The organism is Kosakonia sp. H7A, assembly GCF_003028445.1.
GTDB lineage: Bacteria > Pseudomonadota > Gammaproteobacteria > Enterobacterales > Enterobacteriaceae > Kosakonia > Kosakonia radicincitans.
In genome coordinates, this window is sequence record NZ_PYTZ01000001.1 from 855,467 (window position 1) to 874,066 (window position 18,600).

An 18,600-nucleotide genomic window follows, 5' to 3' on the forward strand; every position below is an offset into this window, starting at 1 on the left:
ACGTAATTTATGCACTTCTTTAGCGCACGAAAGGCACCTTACCGGGCTATAAACGCCGCGTCAAGGCAGCCTCCCCCCAGCAACGACGGGCTTTGGAGCTTACAAAGCCCGTTTATTGCCAGTTATTACGACAATGCTATTTGCCAAACTGCTTCATTTATCTGATTAATTGTTCAGCTTTTGGCAAGATTTGTGCGCCCGATCGCGCAGTAAGATCGTAATTGTAAATATCTGTACGATACTGCGTGCGACCATCGGCCCCCACAAACGCGGTCAGATAGTAGAGATTAACGGGGATATTGTGTCGAATATTCACGTAGCGGGTATCTCCCTGCTTTAAGGCATCGGAGATACGCGTATCGTTCCATCCGGCATCCTGCAGCAACATATTTGCCAGTTCAGACGCCTTATTCACCCGCACGCAGCCAGAACTCAGTGCCCGCGTCTCTTTCTGGAACAGGTTATGGTTCGGCGTGTCATGCAAATAGATGGCATCAGAGCTCGGCATATTGAATTTATAACGGCCAAGGGAGTTCTGTACGCCTGGCGCCTGCTGGAAACGGAACGGTAAATTCGATGGCGTGATCGTCGCCCAATCAACCATTGACGGGTCGATGGCCTCTTTGCTGTTCCAGCCGCGCAGCACGGTATAACCGTGGCGTTCAAGGTATGTCGGATCGTTCAGAACCTTCGGAAGAATATCCTGGCGCGCCAGCGTCGGCGGTACATTCCACGGCGGATTGACCACCACATTGTTCAGTGCGCTGCTCATCATCGGCGTTTTGCGATCGGGACGTCCGACAATCACCCGCGACGCCAGCACCTGGCTGCCGTTGAGATAATAAACCAGCGAGTATTCCGGAATATTCACCATAATGCCGGTGGAAAGCGTCGCCGGCAGCAAACGCAGCCGTTGGATATTGAGCGCCAGTAATGCAGCGCGCTGCGACGGGCTGACATTCAGCCAGTCACGTGTGCCCTGACCAATCACGCCATCGGCATGCAGCCCCTGCCAGGCCTGAAAGCGTTTTACGGCCTCAACCAGTTGCCGATCGTAAGCCGCAGCACGCGTCGGTGTTTTTTTCCTGGTCGATGCTGGGGAGGATGTGCTGACCGCTACCTGATCGCCTGGCAGCACGATGTTCGGCCCACCCTCCAGCATGCCGGTACGTTGCAGGATCTCACGCAACGCAGGAACATCGTTGCTCCACTGTCCTGGTCGCAGCGTGACGTTACTGGCGATTTGCGGCCACGGGCGAGAATCCCCCACCAGCGTCAGCAATGACTGGTGCATGGCGGCATATTGCGGATGGTGTGGCGCAAGGCTCTGGATGAATGACGGCAGCGAACCGTTATCCAGCGCCAGTTGCCATTGATTGATCACTGAAATCGCCGGTGTTGCCAGCGCATAGGGTTTGTCGCTATAAAGCCAGCGCTGGCCTTTCGCCTGAATACCGGCAACAAAATGCAGATAGCCCAGCATGGCGTCAGAGAGCACCACATCACGCGCCATACCGGAAACACCTGGGTCGGTTAACAGCTCAACCCAGGTGGTAAATTGCGGCTGGAAACCGGCAATCGCCACTTCCGCCAGTTGCTGTTGAAACGCCTGCACCGCATCGCGGTTATCCCACATGGGTTTCTGGCCGCGCGCCGCATACAGGGCCGCCAGTTGATTCATATAGATGGGTGTCCAGTTGGCAGGCAATTGCGACTGCAACTGTGCGCGAACATCTGCCACAGAAACATCGGCAGGATAAGGCTTCACGCCGATTAACATAGCGGTAGCAGGCGATTGTGCCTGCGGCTGCTGTAACACGGTCGGCTGATCGCCCGGCGTGGCGGAACTATCAACCGGCACCATTTCAGGCTCATCGGCCTGTACGCTGAACAGTGGAGCAAATGCCAGTGCCAGGCACAAACTCAGCGCTGACATCCGACGACCATTTAACTTCTTAAGCAACATCCCTTGCCCCCTGTTTCTCTCACATTGCTCGTGACGTGTGCGTCACCTTTTTTCAGTATATAAAGACAAAAAAGCATTTGCCTTGCCTAATGTAAAGAAATTTAAAGATGAAACACAGGCCGCAGCGCCCCTTTCTGTAATAAAAAAGGCGACATCGCTGTCGCCTTTGTAATCTGCCCGACCGTTAAGAGGCATCCGCCGTACCAGGGAGCGTTTCCGGCAGTTGGGCGGCAAAACCGCGCAGCCCCACGACGTGTACATGCTCATGATTCTGGAAGACTTTACGCACCAGTTTGTAGGTGGTGCCTTTTTCCGGACTGATATTTTCCGGTGCTGCGATAATCAGCTGCATCTCCAGACGTTCGCACAGCTCAAACAGCGTTGCGATGGAGCGGGCATCAAGACGCGCCGCTTCGTCGAGGAACAGCAGGCGGCACGGTGAAATGTCTTTGCCGCGCAGACGACGGGCTTCGTCTTCCCAGCTCTGCACCACCATCACCAGAATCGACATCCCGGTACCGATCGCTTCACCAGTCGACAGCGCGCCCGATTCCGCACGCAGCCAGCCGTCGGAACCGCGGTTAACTTCCACTTCCATCTCCAGATAGTTGCGGTAGTCGAGCAGCTCTTCACCGATGGTTTGCGGCGTCCGCTGGCCCATATCGATTTGCGGGTTCAGACGCTGATAGAGTTTCGCCAGCGCTTCCGAGAAGGTCAGGCGGTTACTGTTAAACAGATCCTGATGCTGTTCATGTTGTTCAGAAAGCACCGTCAGCAACGTCGCGTGGGTTTCCCGCACGTTCACGTTCAGCCGCACGCTTTTGACCTGACCAAACGAAACGCTTTGCAGCCCCTGGTTCAGCATGCGAATACGGTTCTGCTCACGCTGAATGGTTTTGCGGATAATGTTCGCTACGCTGCGGGAGCTGATAGCCAGCTTCTGCTCGCGCGAGGTCAGCTCTTCCGTCAGACGGCTCAGCTCGATCTCCATCTGTTCGATCGCTTCAACCGGATCGTCAGTGCGAATAATATCCTGACGGATACGTTCGCGCAGATGCTGATACACCGCGACAAAGAACTGGATCTTACGTTCCGGACGCTTTGGATCTTCCGACATACGCAGCACATCGCGCAGATGTTCGTTATCCGCCACCGCCAGACGCAGCGCACCCAGCGCTTTATCCGACATGGATCGCAGTTCGTCAGCAGAGAGATAGGCCAGCTCGCGACGGTGCAGACGGCGCTCGACGCCATTGTCTTTCACCATGCGCATCACCGCACACCAGCCCGCTTTTGCCGTGACCACCTGCTCGCGCATTTCGTGATAATCGCGCTCCAGGCGACGCAGTTTGCGGGTCAGGTTATCCATCTCCGCTTCACAGAAGGTGAGCGCTTTTTCCAGTTGATTGCGACGCGCGCGGTTCGTGGAAAGTTGCGTATGCAGTTCATCACGGCGAATACGCGCCCGCTCTTCCGCGCCGCCGTCGGCGCGCACGCCGATCTCCTGCAACTCTTTTTGCAGATCGTTAAGCAGCTCTTTTTTGGTATCAAACGAACTTTTCAGTGAAGCCAGCACCTGGTTGTACTGGCTGAACTGCGCGGCGTGGCTGCGCATCGCTTCACGCGCCCGGGTACGTTCGGCTTCAGCCTGCTCCAGACGCTGACGCAGCTTCTCGTTCAGATCGTTATTGCCGTTGAACATCTCCGCCGAATCGGAGTAGCTGAAGTGCGCTCGGCGCTGTACCACTTCCGCCAGCACAAACGCTTGCTGACGAGCGTCGCGTTGCACCTGTTGGGATGCGGCATAATCGGCTTTTAACTGCTCGAACTGTTCCGGGTCGCTTTGCAGTATCGAAACGACCGGTTCCAGTTTTGCCAGTTGGTTGCCAAACTGCTGAATAAAGCGCGCGGCTTCCTGCGCTTCGTCCAGGCGTTCCTGTATTTCATCAACACGATCGGCCAGCGTATCGTCAGCCAGCAAATTCACGCGCGGCAGCAGGCGGTTAAGCTGGGCAACGCCCTCTTTCGCCTGCTCAAACTGCACGCGGTTTTGCTGGTTGTCATTTTCATGGTTGCTGATAGCACGTTCCAGCTCGCCGCGGCGACTGTTGAGCGTGCGGATTTCCGCTTCCGGATCGTCCTCAAAGGCAACCGCCAGATGGCTGCCGATAAAGCGGCTGAATGCCTGATGCAGACGCTGCGTTTTTTGCACATCGAAAGAGAGCGTTGCAAAACGCTCGGCCAACTCTTCACGCTCGGCGTGCAGGCTTTCGATACGGCTTTCTCGCGCCGCACGACCAAACAGCGGCAGCGTCGGGAAACGCGAATAACGCCACTGGCGATCGGCAATTTTCACCACCACCGCTTTTTCCAGCTCGTCGACGGCGAACACGCTATCGTCGAAGGATTGCGGATCCCCTTCAATCAGATAGAGATCTTCCGGGCAATCTTCCAGCCCTTCCAGCATCTCCGCCACCTGCGACAAATCAGGAACCACGATGGCGTGACGCGACGGGCCATACAGCGCTGAATAATAGGGCGCATCATCAATACTGACATCGTCATAAATTTCCGACAGCAACACACCGCCGAAGCGTTCCGCCAGCGCGTTCAGACGACTATCTTCCGCGCCGCCAGGCTGGCTTAAACGTTCAATTTCATCATCAACAGCACGTTTACGCGCGCCAACTTCATCACGCTCAACGATCGCTTCGCGTTCACGCTCCAGCAATTGTTGCAGGTATTCCGTTACTTGCTGGCCAGATTCGAACGCTTCGCCGCTCTGCTCGCTCAGTTGCGTCAGGCTGCTCTGCGCCGCCAGCCATACCGGCGCGCGTTTGGTTAGCGTCTGAATGCGCGATTGCAGTTGTTCCAGCTCCTGGCGCAGCGCAAGACGCTGTTCACCGGCAGCGGCAACGTTATCGGAAAGCGCAGCAATTTGCGCCTCCAGCTCCTGATGCAGGTTATCCAGCTCTTCGACGTCATACTGTTTGCCCTGACGCTTGCAGAACTCGGCGAACAGGCGCTCGGCTTCCTGCTGCTCGCGCAGACGCTGTTCCAGCTCGTTCAGACGCATGCGCAGCGGCTGCACCTGTTCAGCCAGATGGCGCTGATTTACCCCATCGCGCAGCAACTCGCGCGCCACTTCCCAGGCTTCATTACGCGCCAGCGGACCGTTGATGGCGGCCACCAGTTGATAAGCCTGCTCGAACTGGCTGTGCGCGGTCTGCGCAACGCTTAATTTCTGATCCAGCAACAGCAGTTTTTCGGTCGCTTCCTGCTCTTTGGCCTGGAAAGTTTCCAGCCATTCAGCAGCGGTTTCCGACGTCAGATCCGGCAGACGGCACAGATCTTTTGCCCGCTCCAGCGCCTGCAACGCCTGGTTGTACTGGATAGCGCGGGTTTGCTGTACATCCAGCGCCTGCTGGTAATCGGCAAGCTGGTTTTTCAGCTCATCCACTTCCAGCTCGGCGGCTTCAGCGCGGGCTTCGTTCTCTTCCTGGCGCTCGGCGGCTTCAGCCACCACTTCATGCTGCTCTTCGAGACGAATCTGTAACTCTTCGAGATCCGATTCGTAGCGCTCGATTTTTTCCTGCTGCCGCAGCGCCGTTTGCACCAGGTTCAGGTGATCGCTGGCCGCCTGGTAATCGGCTTCCAGATCGCCTTCCGCACCAGCATGCTCTGCCAGTTCGCGCGCCATATCGACATGCTTATACTGCTCGGTCGCCAGCTGCTGGCGCGAGGTAAACAGATCCCGGCGGAACTCCAGCGCTTTATCCAGATGCACGCGGCGCTCATTGGCGTGGCGCATATAATCCGCTGCCACATAGTTGGTGGCTTCGCTGATCAAATGTTTGAACAGATCGCGATCCGACTGAGTCACGCGAATCGCTTCCAGCGTCATTCGGTTTTCGCGCAGCGCCGCTTCCATATCCTGGAACGCTTTACGCACGCCGCTGTTTTCCGGCAACAGATAGTCGCGCAGCGAACGGGTGATGGCGCTGGAAATCCCGCCGTACAGCGAGGCTTCGATCAGGCGATAGAATTTGCTGCGATCCGATGCGGAACGCAGACGACGCGCGACAATGCCCAGATCGAACATCAGCGCGTGGTAATCAGTGATGGAGTTGAACTGCTTAAACTGCACACCTTCCATCGCATCCAGTTTGTCTTTCACTTCCTGTAACGACAGTACGCGCGCCTGGCGCTCGTTCAGCGTTTCGGTCAGCAACTGCGTTGGCAGGACGGAGGTCGGCAAGCCCTGAATGGCGAAAGGTTTAATATCCACTTTGCGATCGCGCCCGGCGACCTGTTGCAGACGCACGCCCACCAGCACGCGCTGATGGCGGGAGTTGATCACATCCAGCACCGAATAACAGACACCGGCTTTCAGCTTACCGTGCAGCCCTTTATCACGGGAGCCGGAGGTTGCGCCCGCTTCGGTGGTGTTACGGAAGTGCAGCAGCGTCAGATCGGGGATCAGCGCCGTAACAAACGCCGCCATGGTGGTGGATTTCCCGGCGCCGTTCCCCCCGGAAAGCGTGGTAACCAGCTCATCCAGGTCAAAGGTGCGGGCAAAAAAGCCGTTCCAGTTAATCAGCGTTAGCGAACGAAATTTACCGCGATCGATCATTACTCTTCCTCCGAGCTATCCGGCTGATTTTCTTCAGGCTCATCATTGAGCTGCAAGTGGTTTTCGACTGGCATGGCTTCACCATCGCGGATCATACGCAGTTGCGCTTCGCGCGGATCGTCGCCGGAGCGGACATCTGCGCCAAAGCGGAACACCGATTCCGTGATGCGGAATTTGCTGCTGTCATTGCCCATAAACCAGATCATGCCAAGGCGACGCAGACGGTTGAGCGAGGAGCGAACCTTTTCCTGCAACTTCTGCCGGTCAAGATCGGAGCCGGTTGAGCGGTTGTTGGCCAGTTTCAACAGTTTCGGTTCATCAGCCAGCGACAGCAGTTCGTCATACAACTCCTGCTGCGTGAAGATTCCTTCATTCGCCAGACGCTCCGGGCTCAGGTACAGGTAGCAGAGAATTTTACCCACCATCATATCCAGCTCGGAAAGCACCGAACGCGGGATCAGCGTGGTGGAGCGCGGGCGCAGATAGAAGAAACCTTCCGGCGCACGGATCAGCTCAACGTTGTAACGCGCGTAAAACTCTTCCAGATACTCCTGAAAGTCCATCAAAAAGGCGTGATTATCCAGCTCGTCAAGGCCGATATGCCGTCCTGAGCGCAATGCGCTGTCGAGCGCCGGAAACAGTGGGTTAGCCAGCGCCTGCGCCAGTTTAACCGGCATCACTTGTTCAATATTTGTCGATGACATGCGCCTGTACCTTGGCTCCGTAATCATTAATCGGCTGCCATTTCGGCGGCAGTCCGGTGAAATCTGCTTGCGCTACGCCAAGACGTACCGCCTGATCGACGACAATACGCGCGATGTCGAAATGCCGGACACGCGGATACTGCGTCAGATATTCGCGGGCAACCAGCCCAAGATCCAGCGGCACACCTTTGGTTTTATAAATCGCCAGTTGCTGCTCAATCATTGCCGCCAGTTGCTCACGGATTTCATTAAACTCTTCAAATTCCAGATCCGGCGGCAGTTCGCCGGTTACCTCTTCATCGCGTAGCGCCATCTCTTCGTCGCGCATATCCAACAGCCTGTCGGCGTTGGCGTAGGTCAATGCCCACGGCGCATCAAAATAAGACTGCACCGACTGGCGCAGACGCTGAGCGAAGACGCGGTTTTTATCCATATCGATAGCGGTACGGATAAATTTGTGCACGTGGCGGTCGTAACCGATCCACAGATCGATCGACTGCTGGCCCCAGCTCACGATGCGATCCAGCTTGCTTTGCAGGTTGAACACCAGTTGATCGAGGAACTCCAGATCGTCGCGGCCGACGGTGGCATCCTGAATGCTCAGCAGATTCGCCTGAAGTTTGTCTCCGGCGGCATCCAGCGTATCCTGCAATTCACGCAGTGTACCGGAGGTTTCTGACAGCAAAAGTTCACAGCTGGAAATGGCCGCCCGCCAGTCTTTATTGAGTAACTGGGCGATATCATCTTTCACCTGCTGTTGCTGTTCATCCATTAAGCGCTGGGTCAAATCGATGCTGTCGAAAATCTCCGCCACCGAATATTTCAGCGGCGCAAAGACGTTGCGATGCCAGTGAAATTCGTCACCGCCCTCTTCCGCCGCGTCAGCAGCGCGTTTTAGCTCGCTTGCCACAATCGACAACTGCATAGAGAGACGCAGCGTGGAGAATTCACGCTGGCGGATGTAGTAATCAGTGATGCCGATGCCTAGCGGCGTCAGGCGGTAGATCGCATTGCCTTCCACCAGTTCGCTGGTAAAGCGGTTTAACAAACGCTGACGCACCATGTCATTGATAGCGTTATTGGCGCGCTGAATGATAGTTTCGCTGGTTTGCTCAAACGCCTCGCTGACGTGACGAAACGCGTCCACCAGTTCACCTTCGCTCATCTCGCCATCAAGACGCTCACCGTTGAGCGTGGCGATAGCCAGCAAAAAAGAGAGCCTGTCGACCGGCAGCGAGATGGAGAAATCATTTTTCCTGGCCCAGGCAACCAGTTCGGGGACTGTCTGGGAAAATTCACTCATCGTTTGTCCTTCCATCGATTTGCGGCTTAAGTGCTGTCACGTGAATATAGCGGCCAAGGCTGATATACGGCTCCTGACGACAAAAGCGTGTTTCAAGCTCAAGCAATGCGTCAAAACAGTCGTGCTGTTGATGTTTTTCACGCAGATAATCGTGAAAAACCCGTACGCCGGTTTTACCGGTAATGTGCCAGCCAATCTGTTCGAGCCAGCCGTAAACGTCCGCAGGATTACGCGGATAGTCCGGGGAAAGGGTGCGTTTTTTACGTTTTGGCATACCTGCTTTCACGTAGTCGAAATTCCCTGCCACCATATTGTGCATTAGCAAACCGTCGGCATTATAAAACATCAACGACAACGCGCCGCCCGGGCGCAGTACCGACCACAATATTTCTAACGCAAATACTGGTTCTGCTACCCATTCAAGCACAGCATGGAACAATATCAGATCAACGGGCGATTCCAAATGCTCAGCCACATCCTGAACGGCGCATTGTACAAAATGCATGTTACCGCTCACACCTTTCGCCTCTGCTGCGGTTTGCGCGCGCGCGATCATCTCTTTCGACACATCGCACAGGGTAACGTGGTGGCCCAACTGCGCCATCCGAATCGCCGTTTGCCCTTCACCTCCGCCAGCATCCAGAACCCGCAACGGAACATTGCCGCGCGTTGCCAGCAGCGCATCCAGATCCTGCCACAGGATCGCCTGACGCAACTGCCCTTTGGTGGTGCCGTAGATGTTGCGCGAGAATTTCTCCGCGATATCGTCGAAGTTACGATCCTGCATGCACGCTCCACGCTTTTGGCAAAACAGCTATTTTGTCACAGCCGTGACGAGAATGAACCCATCTGGTGTAAGATCGGCTGAAATCACTTGCTGTATGCTCAAAAAGGAGACGGTTCCGGTGCTTTTCACCCTAAAAAAATTCCTGGGCGGCCTGTTGCTTCCCCTGCCTTTTTTGCTTTTGGTGATCGGGCTGGGGGTTATGCTTGTCTGGTTCAGCCGCTGGCAGAAAACGGGTAAGACATGTATTACTTTCGGCTGGCTGGTTTTGCTGCTGTTAAGCCTGCAACCGGTCGCGGATGGTCTGCTAAAACCTATCGAAGCGAAATATCCCACCTGGCGCGGCACACAGCCGGTGAAGTATATCGTCGTCCTCGGCGGCGGTTACACCTGGAATGATGCCTGGGCGCCCAGCTCAAACCTGATTAATAACAGTCTGCCCCGTCTGAATGAAGGGATTCGCCTCTGGCAGGCCAATCCGGGCGCGAAACTGATCTTTACCGGCGCGGCAGCGAAAACCAATCCGGTCAGCACGGCAGAAGCTGGTGCGCGTGTGGCGGAAAGCCTTGGCGTCCCGCGCAGCGAAATCATCACGCTGAATGATCCAAAAGATACGGAAGAAGAAGCGGCGGCGGTGAAGAAGGCCATCGGCGATGCGCCATTTCTGCTGGTGACCTCCGCATCCCATTTGCCGCGAGCGATGATTTTCTTCCAGCATGCAGGGCTGCATCCGCTCCCCGCGCCGGCAAACCAGATGGCGATTGAGTCGCCGCTGAATCCGTGGGAGCGCATTATTCCTTCCCCGGTCTGGCTGATGCACAGCGACCGGGTAGGTTATGAAACGCTGGGGCGTATCTGGCAGTGGCTGAAAGGCAGTTCAGACCAGCCAGGGGAGCAGTGATTTCGAGGCGAGATCAAAATTGGCGCGGCTAAATCTGCCGGTGTTCACCAGTTGCGCCACTTCGTCCCAGAGCAAATAGAGCCAGCGCCGCCAAAGGAAAGGCTCCGCCACTGGCGCGCGCTGTAAATAATGCCAGAGCAACCCTTCCGCCTGCGGCCCATCGACAAGACGAAACAGCTCATATTCACGGGGCGCCCACAGCATAATGCCAGGCCCCACCATCGCCAGTAGCTGATCGCTGCGGGCATCCTTCAGCATACTGCGCAAATTAAAGCTGCCGTGCACCAGTACGCAGTTATCATTGAAACCGTCAAACAGCGCGGGCAGGCATTCGCGGGTGCGGAACAGCAGCCGTTTGTCCTGCATGGTTAGCCCGGTATTCTGATATTGATTGAGGGTCGTCCACAGCACCTCCACGCGCTGGCGATACCATGACGGCCAGATATTTTCCTGGGTACTGTCGACCATGCCGACACAGCCGTGGCTGTCATGACGGTGCCAGGCAAGCAGCGCCTCAACAATCTGATCTTTTAACTGTTCCCAGCGCTCCGGCGTGCGCGTCGGGGCTTCAACAGGCACGCCGCGCAGACGCTCAATCAGCAACACATCGGGGCCGGGATGTTCTTCATGTGTCATCACCCCGTATACCACCGGCATCCGCACTGCACCGCTCCTTGCCAGCATTGAGATCTTCCAGGCCAGTTGGCGAGCAATGCCTGGCGTAGAGAAACTCCGGGCCAGCAGTGGCATCGGATTTCCCTGGCTGTCATACAGCGACCAGAGTACAGAATCAGGCTTTTCGCTGACACACTCCATGCGGCTCAATTTTTCTCCCAGCAGATGACTCAGTTCAGCGCGCAGTTGTTCCATAGCAGAATGCCCTCACAAAAACGACTGCTTTTATAATGAGCGCCCGCAGGACGGATGTCACCCTGGTAAGATCAAAACAGCGCAGGAATTTGGCGGGAAACGGAAAATCCCCTCCGGACAGAGGGGATGAAAGGCTTAACGCAGCGCCTGACGGACGCGTTCAAGATCGTCTGGTGTATCCACCCCCGTACCCGGCACAACGCTTGCCACGGCAACGTGGATCTTCTCGCCATACCAGAGCACGCGAAGCTGCTCCAGCATTTCGATTTGCTCCAGCGGGCTGGTTTGCCAGCTGACATAGCGGCGGATAAACCCGGCGCGATAGCCATAAATGCCGATATGGCGCAGGAAGGTGTCACCAATCGTTTCGCAGGAAAGCGCAAAACGGTCACGATCCCACGGGATCGTGGCGCGGGAAAAGTACAGCGCATAACCTTCGGCATCCATCACCACTTTAACGGCGTTGGGATTGAACGCCTCTTCCGCGCTGTGAATGGGTACGGCGAGCGTTGCCATACCAACGTTGCGAATGCTGAGATTCTCAGCCACCTGACGAATAATCGCTGGCGGGATCATCGGCTCATCGCCCTGGACATTCACTATCACCGTATCGTCGCTGAAGCCACATTTTTCAACCACTTCGGCCAGACGCTCGGTTCCGGACTGGTGATCGGCGCGGGTCATGCAGACTTCGCCGCCAGCCGCCTGCACCGCGCGCATTACCTCTTCGTTGTCCGTTGCCACAATGATGCGATCGGCGCCGGATTCACGCGCGCGTTCCAGCACGTGCACCACCATCGGTTTGCCGTTGATATCCACCAACGGTTTTCCCGGCAGACGCGTGGAGGCGTAACGCGCAGGAATAATCACAACGAAACTCATGGCCGGCTCTCTTCCGCAGTTAACGAACGCGCTTCGGTTTCCAGCAAGACCGGAATGCCTTCCCGCACCGGGTAGGCCAGACTGTCGATTTTACAGATTAGCTCTTGCTTATCCTGGCTGTAGTAGAGTTTGCCGTTACATACCGGACAGGCAATAATTTCAAGCAAACGGTGATCCATCTTTCCTCCTGATACACCGACAATTAATGAGTTAAGCTTATCACATTCATTTCTTACACCGCGTCTATTTCCAGACCGCTGCGGCAGGCTGAAAACAGCCCATCCGGCAGACGCGCAAACGTGATCCTTCGGGCCCCCTGCCAGCGAGCGAATTCCGTAATGGCGTTTTGCAGCCCCTTTTCCAGCGTGCGGCCAGGCTTAACCCCGTCCTCAAGATAGAGCGCAATCACTTCCAGTACGCCCTCTTTGCGGTGCATCTTGGCATCCATACGCCCAACCAGCCGCCCGCAATGGAGCAGCGGCAACACGAAATAGCCAAATTGCCGCTTAGGCGCCGGGGTGTAACACTCCAGACGATAGCTGAAATCGAAAAACTGCTCTGCCCGTTTGCGATCCCAGACCACCGGATCAAACGGTGACAGCACCGCGCTATGCGTGGCGGTGAGTTTATCTTCCTGCGCCGTTGCCAGCAGCGGCAATAGCGAGGCGTGCAGCCAGGCTGGGCCCAGGGTTTCAACATTGATCGGATAAATTTGCCCGGCTTCCTGCAACTGCTCCAGCAGCAACGGTAATGCAGGCTGACGCAGACGGTAGTAGTCTGCCAGCCACTGGGCGCGAAACACCCCGAGACTGCGGGCGCTGTTTTCCAGCATCCGGTACTCCGCGGCCTCCTGCGACAGCACGTCCCGCTCATCATCCCAGTGCGGCATCACCCGCTGCGTGAGATCATAGACACGCTGAAAATTACGGCGTTCGACAACCATCACTTTCCCGGCCGTAAACAATCCTTCCAGATGACGCTTGTGAGGTTTCCACTCCCACCAGCCGCTGGTGCCTTTACGCGGATGTTCGAAATCGGCTGAGCGCACCGGTCCATTTTGCTCGATATGGGCAACAAGCTGCTCAATCTCTTCAGCGTGCTCCTGCATCCACTCTTTACGGTACTTCCAGCCCATCTTGTCAGGTGCCAGCATGCGGTGGCGCATAAGAGCAAAATCATCACGCGGCAAAAAACAGGCTTCATGTGCCCAGTATTCCATCAGTTCACCGCGGCGTAACGCATCGTCAAGCCAGTGCTGTGGATACGCTCCGAGGCGGCTGAACAGCACCAGATAAGGGCTACGGGCAACAATGTTGATAGTGTCGATTTGCAGCAGCGACATGCGCTGGATCATAGAGAGGATATCGGAAGGTGTGGCACGTCTGGCTGGTTTGCGCAGTAAACCTTGCGCGGCGAGATGTAAATAACGGGCAGATGTTAACGAGAGTTGCGGCACAGACATGGGTATTCCTGTTCAGTTAACAGGGCGCAGCCGATGCAGCAATCGTCAGCGCGCCAGAGTAAGCAATTCCTGCAGCAGCTTGTTCGCCTGTTCGCCTTCCAGTTGCGCGTCCACAGGCAAATACCACCAGTTATCTTCAGCGAAGGACCGACATTTCACCGCGTCTTTTTCGGTCATCACCAGCGTCTGTCCCGGTTTGACCATCGCCTGAACATCCGCCCGGGTTAATGCCTGATGATCGGCGAGCGCAAAAGTCTGCTCCGGCATCACGCCGCACTCACTGAGCGTAGCGAAAAAACGCGGGGGATGGCCAATACCAGCCATCGCCACGCAAGGCGACAGCTCGCGTACTTCGCGCCGTTCACCGGTGCGCAAATTAACTGCCAGCCCCGGAATCAGGTGCATCGGGATCTCACCCGACCTTGCCACGCCGCCGTTGGCGATCACCGCATCAACCGTCTTCAGACGTGAAGCGCGTTCACGCATCGGACCCGCAGGAAGCCACCAGCCATTGCCAAAACGTCTGACGCCATCAATGACCACAATCTCTTTGTCTCGCGCCAGGCGATAATGTTGCAGGCCATCATCAGTCACGATTATCTGCACGGAATGGTGTGCCAGAATGGCTTCCACCGCCTCACGGCGGTTGGGAGAAACCGCAACCGGCGCACCGGTGCGCTGGTAAATCAGCACAGGTTCGTCACCTGCCTCTTCCGTGGTGGAATCAGACGTCAGTAACAGCGGGTAACGTTCTGCCTTCCCGCCATAACCTCGCGAAACTACCCCCACGCGGATACCACGCTGCTGAAGCTGTTCAACCAGCCAGACAACCACCGGTGTTTTACCGTTACCACCGGCCGTCAGGTTACCGACCACCACCACAGGAACCGGGGCGCGCCAGGCTTTTTTCAGCCCCAGACGATAAGCCAGACGGATTGCGCCACTCACCAGGCCATAAAGCCAGGAGAGTGGCAATAACAGTAGCCACAGCGGGGATTCACCGGACCAGATACGTGCAATCATGCGCCAAACTGCATTTTATGAAGCTGAGCGTAAACGCCACGGTGCTCCAGCAGCTCGGCATGACTGCCGCGCTCAACGATACCGCCATCTTCCACCACTACAATTTCATCGGCCTGTTCAATGGTTGAGAGGCGGTGGGCGATAACCAGAGAGGTACGGTTTTTCTGCAACTCATTTAGCGCAGCCTGAATCGCGCGTTCAGATTCGGTATCCAGCGCTGACGTGGCCTCATCAAGGATTAGGATCGGACTGTCACGCAGCAGCGCACGGGCAATCGCGATACGCTGACGCTGGCCGCCAGAAAGCAGCACCCCATTCTCACCAATTATTGTATCCAGGCCTTCATCCATTTTATTTATAAAATCAAAGGCATAGGCCATCTTCGCTGCTTTCTCAATCTCCTCACGGCTGTACACATCTGTACGGGCGTAGGCAATGTTGTTGGCAACGGTATCATTAAAGAGATGCACGTTCTGGGAGACCAGCGCGACCTGGTCACGCAGCGATGTGAGCTTGTATTCGCGCAGATCGTACCCATCCATCAGGATCTGCCCTTCATCAATATCGTAGAAACGCGTGATCAGGCTGGCCAATGTCGATTTCCCTGACCCGGAGCGCCCCACCAATGCAACCGTCTTACCCGCCGGGATCGTCAGGTTGATATTGCGCAGTGCTGGCGTATCACGGCCAGGATAAGTAAACGTTACATTGCGGAATTCAATATCGCCGCGAGCACGTTCGATAACACGCGTTCCTTCGTCTTTTTCCTGCTCACTATCGAGGATAGCAAACAGCGTCTGGCAAGCCGCCATACCGCGCTGGAACTGAGCATTGACGTTAGTCAACGATTTCAACGGACGCATCAGGGCGATCATAGAAGAAAAGACGACGGTAATCGTACCAGCCGACAGCGTCTGCATGACGCTTGGGAAGCTGGCGGCATAAAGCACAAATGCCAGCGCCAGTGATGCAATTAACTGGATCAAAGGATCGGAAATAGAGGAAGCAGAGACCATTTTCATCCCCTGCAAACGCATCTTGTTACTGACTTTGTCAAAGCGGTGGGTTTCCACTTCCTGACCGCCAAACATCAGCACCTCTTTATGTCCTTTTAACATCTGTTCCGCGCTGGTGGTCACCTGCCCCATCGTGTTCTGCATGTTTTTGCTGATATTACGGAAACGCTTAGATACCATGCGAATAGCGACAGAAACAATTGGCGCCAACACAATCAGGATCAGCGACAGTTGCCAGCTATACCAGAACATCATCACGAACAGGCCGATGATCGATGCACCTTCACGCACCACGGTGATCAATGCGCTGGATGAAGACGAAGCCACTTGTTCCGAATCGTAGGTAATACGTGACAGCAAGGTGCCAGTCGATTGCTTATCAAAAAATGATACCGGCATACCCATCATGTGGCTAAACAGGCGGCGGCGCATGGTCATCACCACTTTCCCCGAGACCCAGGAAATGCAGTAACTGGAGATATAACTGGTGATACCGCGGAGGATCATCAGCCCGATAACCACCAGCGGCATCCACAGCAGCACCGAACGGTCCGTTTTACCAAAACCATCATCCAGTAACGGTTTAAGCAGCGATAACATGAATGTATCGCTGGCTGCGTTGAGGATTAACGCAATCCCCGACACGATCAGACCCGTTTTGAAAGGCGCAATAGTTGGCCATAGTCGGCGGAATGTCTGCCATGTGGAGAGATCTTTATCGTTCTGCATTCAGAAAACCAGCACTTGTTGAAATAGCCGCATATTCTACCCGTTATCGTTTGGGACGCCAAACCACTGATGATACCAACGCGGTAAAAGTTGATCCCGTAAGCTATGGATTTCCCAGCCCTGGGGAGAAAATGATATGGTTATCTGCCCCTGGTGCGGAGTGTCATACCAGCGATATCCCTGCTCCCGGTAACGTTTTACGACCTTTAGCGAAGGGAAGCGCCAGGCGTTATACCGCGATGCTGACGCCACTGCCGCCTTACCTTCTACCCGCTGCAAGAAAGGCAGAGACGACGAGGTGTTACTTCCATGATGAGGTACCTGCACAAGTGTAGATTGTAGGTGCTGCCAGTAGCGGCTGAGCATTGCCATCTCTCCCTGCGTTTCGATGTCACCGGTTAGCAGGATACTGTGTTTCCCATCCTCCACCTTCACGACACATGAGAGATTGTTCCCCTGCATCTGCGCTTTCGGTAGCGGCCAGTGCGCGCTGAATGTCAGCCCCTGCCACTGCCATGTCTCTCCACGAAAACAGGGTGCGTGGCCAGCCCAACCTAATGGGCTGCGTACCCACAGTTCTGGCCAGGCTTTCAGTAAGGACGCCAGACCACCGCGATGATCCAGATGTTCATGGCTCAGTATGATGCCCTCGGGCTGCAAAGCGTGCCAGCGCAGCCACGGAATAATCAGTTGCTGCCCACTGTCACCTCCAGGCCACGCAACGCCGGTATCGTAGAGAATCGCTTTACCATTGCGTTCAATCACCATTGCCAGCCCCTGCCCAACATCCAGCATATGTACTGACCACTCCCCTTGCCGGTCAGCCCGCCATAGCGGTAATAACAGCATCGTCAGGCCAGTCAGACACAGCGCAGGAATACGACACCACAGAGACAAGCGCCAGCAGATCAGCATCAACCATGGTACCCAGGCTGCTGCCTGCCAACGCGCATCAATATTGACCCATCCCGCGGGCAACCATCGCAGAAAAGCAAACAATAGTGCGAGCGTTTGGTCCGCAAGATACCAGCAGGCTTCCTCAATTAGCGGGGGTCCGGTCAAGTGCAGCAGCATTCCCGTTAAAATCAGGGGGACGGTGACAAATGTTACCAGAGGGATCGCCACCAGGTTGGCGACCAGCGAGCTCAGACTGATTCCATGGAACATAGATAATTGTAAGGGAATCAGTAATAACGTCATCCCAATTTGCAAATGGACCAGGCTCATACCGCTATGTATAAGCCAGTGTTGCTGCGCTGGCATCGGTAACCACTGATACCAGAACAGCAATGCTGCCACCGCGAAGGCCGATAACCACAGGCTGTATGACAATACGGAGATCGGATCGATAAACAATATCGCTGCGACACAACAGAGCCAGACTTGCCAGGGCGACCATAACCGACCTGAAAGACGTAGCGTAGCCCATACGCTAAGCGAAATGGCTGTGCGCAATGCTGGGGGTTGTAAGCCTGTAAGATATGCATATCCAATGGCACACAATACTCCGGCGAGCAGTGGCAACGCCCAATTAATCCGGTGGGCCGGGAAGTAAAACTGTATTCCACGGGTAACAACGCCGCCAAGCATCGCGGCAAGAGCGATATGCAGGCCAGATATCGCCATTAAATGGGCGGTTCCAGTCTGGCGCATAATCTCTTTTACCGGGCTTTCGAGTGCTGAACGTTCTCCCATTCCCAGCGCCAGAATCACCGGACGCCAGGAATAAGGGGAAAGCGTGTGCACCAGCGACTGAAGATAATCAGCGCGCCAGCTACAAGTTGGCTCGATTAACCGCGCATCGCTAAAGTGGCCGCTAAGAGGAAGATGGCTTGCCAGTGCGTAGCGCTGAGAATCAAACCCTCCGTCGTTGAGCTGACCGTGCATCGCACGTACACGAACGGTCATCACCCATCGCTGCCCTGTACAGACCGGGACAGGTAAGTATTGCCCATAGAGTGTTATGCCAGCGGCCGGGAACAAGCGCTTGCCATTAAGACGCACTATCTTCGCCTGATGGCGGGTCATATTGTCTGTTTCGGTAATAATGACTTCAACCTGACGGTTCGCTCCCGGAAGGTTCACCGTTGGCCAAAGTGCCTGCATTGCGTTCAAAACGCCCCAGGCAAAAATGAGTAACGTGGTGCCCCCATAGCGTAAAAGCCTTGGTCGTACGCATGCCAGCAGGCATCCACTAATGATGACGCACCAAATACTGCGGATATCGGGTAATACCGGCAACCACAGCAGCGGTAAAATACCCAATATGATGCATGCAGCTAATGTAGATAACGCCATGCATACCTCCTTGTTGGATCAGAAGTATG

The 18,600-nt window shown here is 55.5% G+C and carries 13 protein-coding genes; 1 reads left to right on the forward strand and 12 read right to left on the reverse strand.

Going from position 1 to position 18,600, the window contains the following annotated elements:
- Window positions 1-157: 157 nt before the first annotated feature.
- From ldtD to cmoM, 5 genes are all read right to left on the reverse strand, one after another.
- A complete protein-coding gene (gene ldtD / locus CWM66_RS03995) occupies window positions 158-1,966 on the reverse strand; it encodes a L,D-transpeptidase (protein WP_007374156.1) in 1,809 nt (602 codons plus the stop codon).
- A gap of 184 nt (window positions 1,967-2,150) precedes the next feature.
- Window positions 2,151-6,599, reverse strand: coding sequence for a chromosome partition protein MukB (gene mukB, locus CWM66_RS04000; protein WP_107146260.1), 4,449 nt, complete (start codon window positions 6,597-6,599; stop codon window positions 2,151-2,153).
- Window positions 6,599-7,303 carry a chromosome partition protein MukE gene (gene mukE / locus CWM66_RS04005; RefSeq protein ID WP_007374153.1) on the reverse strand — a complete coding sequence of 235 codons (705 nt, stop codon included), beginning with the start codon at window positions 7,301-7,303 and terminating at the stop codon, window positions 6,599-6,601. Before mukE ends, mukB begins: the two co-directional genes overlap by 1 nt.
- Entirely contained in the window at window positions 7,284-8,606 is a 1,323-nt protein-coding gene (gene mukF / locus CWM66_RS04010; RefSeq protein WP_007374152.1) for a chromosome partition protein MukF, read from the reverse strand. The genes mukE and mukF overlap by 20 nt, the downstream gene beginning before the upstream one ends.
- Complete coding sequence (gene cmoM / locus CWM66_RS04015) at window positions 8,599-9,393, reverse strand: tRNA uridine 5-oxyacetic acid(34) methyltransferase CmoM (protein ID WP_035885854.1); 795 nt, start codon at window positions 9,391-9,393, stop codon at window positions 8,599-8,601. The genes mukF and cmoM overlap by 8 nt, the downstream gene beginning before the upstream one ends.
- A 118-nt stretch (window positions 9,394-9,511) precedes the next feature.
- On the opposite strand from cmoM, the gene elyC reads away from it, so the two are divergent.
- A complete protein-coding gene (gene elyC / locus CWM66_RS04020; RefSeq protein ID WP_007374150.1) occupies window positions 9,512-10,291 on the forward strand; it encodes an envelope biogenesis factor ElyC in 780 nt (259 codons plus the stop codon).
- Here the strand turns inward: elyC and CWM66_RS04025 are convergent.
- The 7 genes from CWM66_RS04025 to CWM66_RS04055 form a co-directional block, all read right to left on the reverse strand.
- The gene (locus CWM66_RS04025; RefSeq protein WP_035885855.1) at window positions 10,268-11,161 is read right to left on the reverse strand and encodes a YcbJ family phosphotransferase; all 894 of its coding nucleotides are present in this window, start codon (window positions 11,159-11,161) and stop codon (window positions 10,268-10,270) included. The two genes, elyC and CWM66_RS04025, sit on opposite strands and share 24 nt — an antisense overlap.
- Before the next feature lie 135 nt (window positions 11,162-11,296).
- Entirely contained in the window at window positions 11,297-12,043 is a 747-nt protein-coding gene (gene kdsB, locus CWM66_RS04030; protein WP_007374148.1) for a 3-deoxy-manno-octulosonate cytidylyltransferase, read from the reverse strand.
- Window positions 12,040-12,222, reverse strand: a complete 183-nt coding sequence (gene ycaR / locus CWM66_RS04035) for a protein YcaR (RefSeq protein WP_007374147.1) — start codon at window positions 12,220-12,222, stop codon at window positions 12,040-12,042. Before ycaR ends, kdsB begins: the two co-directional genes overlap by 4 nt.
- Before the next feature lie 53 nt (window positions 12,223-12,275).
- Entirely contained in the window at window positions 12,276-13,505 is a 1,230-nt protein-coding gene (locus CWM66_RS04040; RefSeq protein ID WP_107146261.1) for a winged helix-turn-helix domain-containing protein, read from the reverse strand.
- 45 nt (window positions 13,506-13,550) lie between these two features.
- Entirely contained in the window at window positions 13,551-14,528 is a 978-nt protein-coding gene (lpxK, locus tag CWM66_RS04045) for a tetraacyldisaccharide 4'-kinase (protein WP_007374145.1), read from the reverse strand.
- Window positions 14,525-16,273: a lipid A ABC transporter ATP-binding protein/permease MsbA gene (gene msbA / locus CWM66_RS04050; protein WP_079518169.1), complete on the reverse strand. Its 1,749-nt coding sequence runs from the start codon at window positions 16,271-16,273 to the stop codon at window positions 14,525-14,527. Before msbA ends, lpxK begins: the two co-directional genes overlap by 4 nt.
- A gap of 36 nt (window positions 16,274-16,309) precedes the next feature.
- A complete protein-coding gene (locus CWM66_RS04055) occupies window positions 16,310-18,571 on the reverse strand; it encodes a ComEC family protein (protein ID WP_107146262.1) in 2,262 nt (753 codons plus the stop codon).
- Window positions 18,572-18,600: the final 29 nt, after the last annotated feature.

Coding starts and splice junctions, on each gene's coding strand:
- cmoM (WP_035885854.1), bottom strand. CDS start 9,393: ATGCAGGATCGTAACTTCGACGATATCGCGGAGAAATTCTCGCGCAAC.
- msbA (WP_079518169.1), bottom strand. CDS start 16,273: ATGCAGAACGATAAAGATCTCTCCACATGGCAGACATTCCGCCGACTA.
- CWM66_RS04055 (WP_107146262.1), bottom strand. CDS start 18,571: ATGGCGTTATCTACATTAGCTGCATGCATCATATTGGGTATTTTACCG.
- CWM66_RS04040 (WP_107146261.1), bottom strand. CDS start 13,505: ATGTCTGTGCCGCAACTCTCGTTAACATCTGCCCGTTATTTACATCTC.
- kdsB (WP_007374148.1), bottom strand. CDS start 12,043: ATGAGTTTCGTTGTGATTATTCCTGCGCGTTACGCCTCCACGCGTCTG.
- ldtD (WP_007374156.1), bottom strand. CDS start 1,966: ATGTTGCTTAAGAAGTTAAATGGTCGTCGGATGTCAGCGCTGAGTTTG.
- CWM66_RS04025 (WP_035885855.1), bottom strand. CDS start 11,161: ATGGAACAACTGCGCGCTGAACTGAGTCATCTGCTGGGAGAAAAATTG.
- ycaR (WP_007374147.1), bottom strand. CDS start 12,222: ATGGATCACCGTTTGCTTGAAATTATTGCCTGTCCGGTATGTAACGGC.
- mukB (WP_107146260.1), bottom strand. CDS start 6,599: ATGATCGATCGCGGTAAATTTCGTTCGCTAACGCTGATTAACTGGAAC.
- mukF (WP_007374152.1), bottom strand. CDS start 8,606: ATGAGTGAATTTTCCCAGACAGTCCCCGAACTGGTTGCCTGGGCCAGG.
- mukE (WP_007374153.1), bottom strand. CDS start 7,303: ATGTCATCGACAAATATTGAACAAGTGATGCCGGTTAAACTGGCGCAG.
- lpxK (WP_007374145.1), bottom strand. CDS start 14,528: ATGATTGCACGTATCTGGTCCGGTGAATCCCCGCTGTGGCTACTGTTA.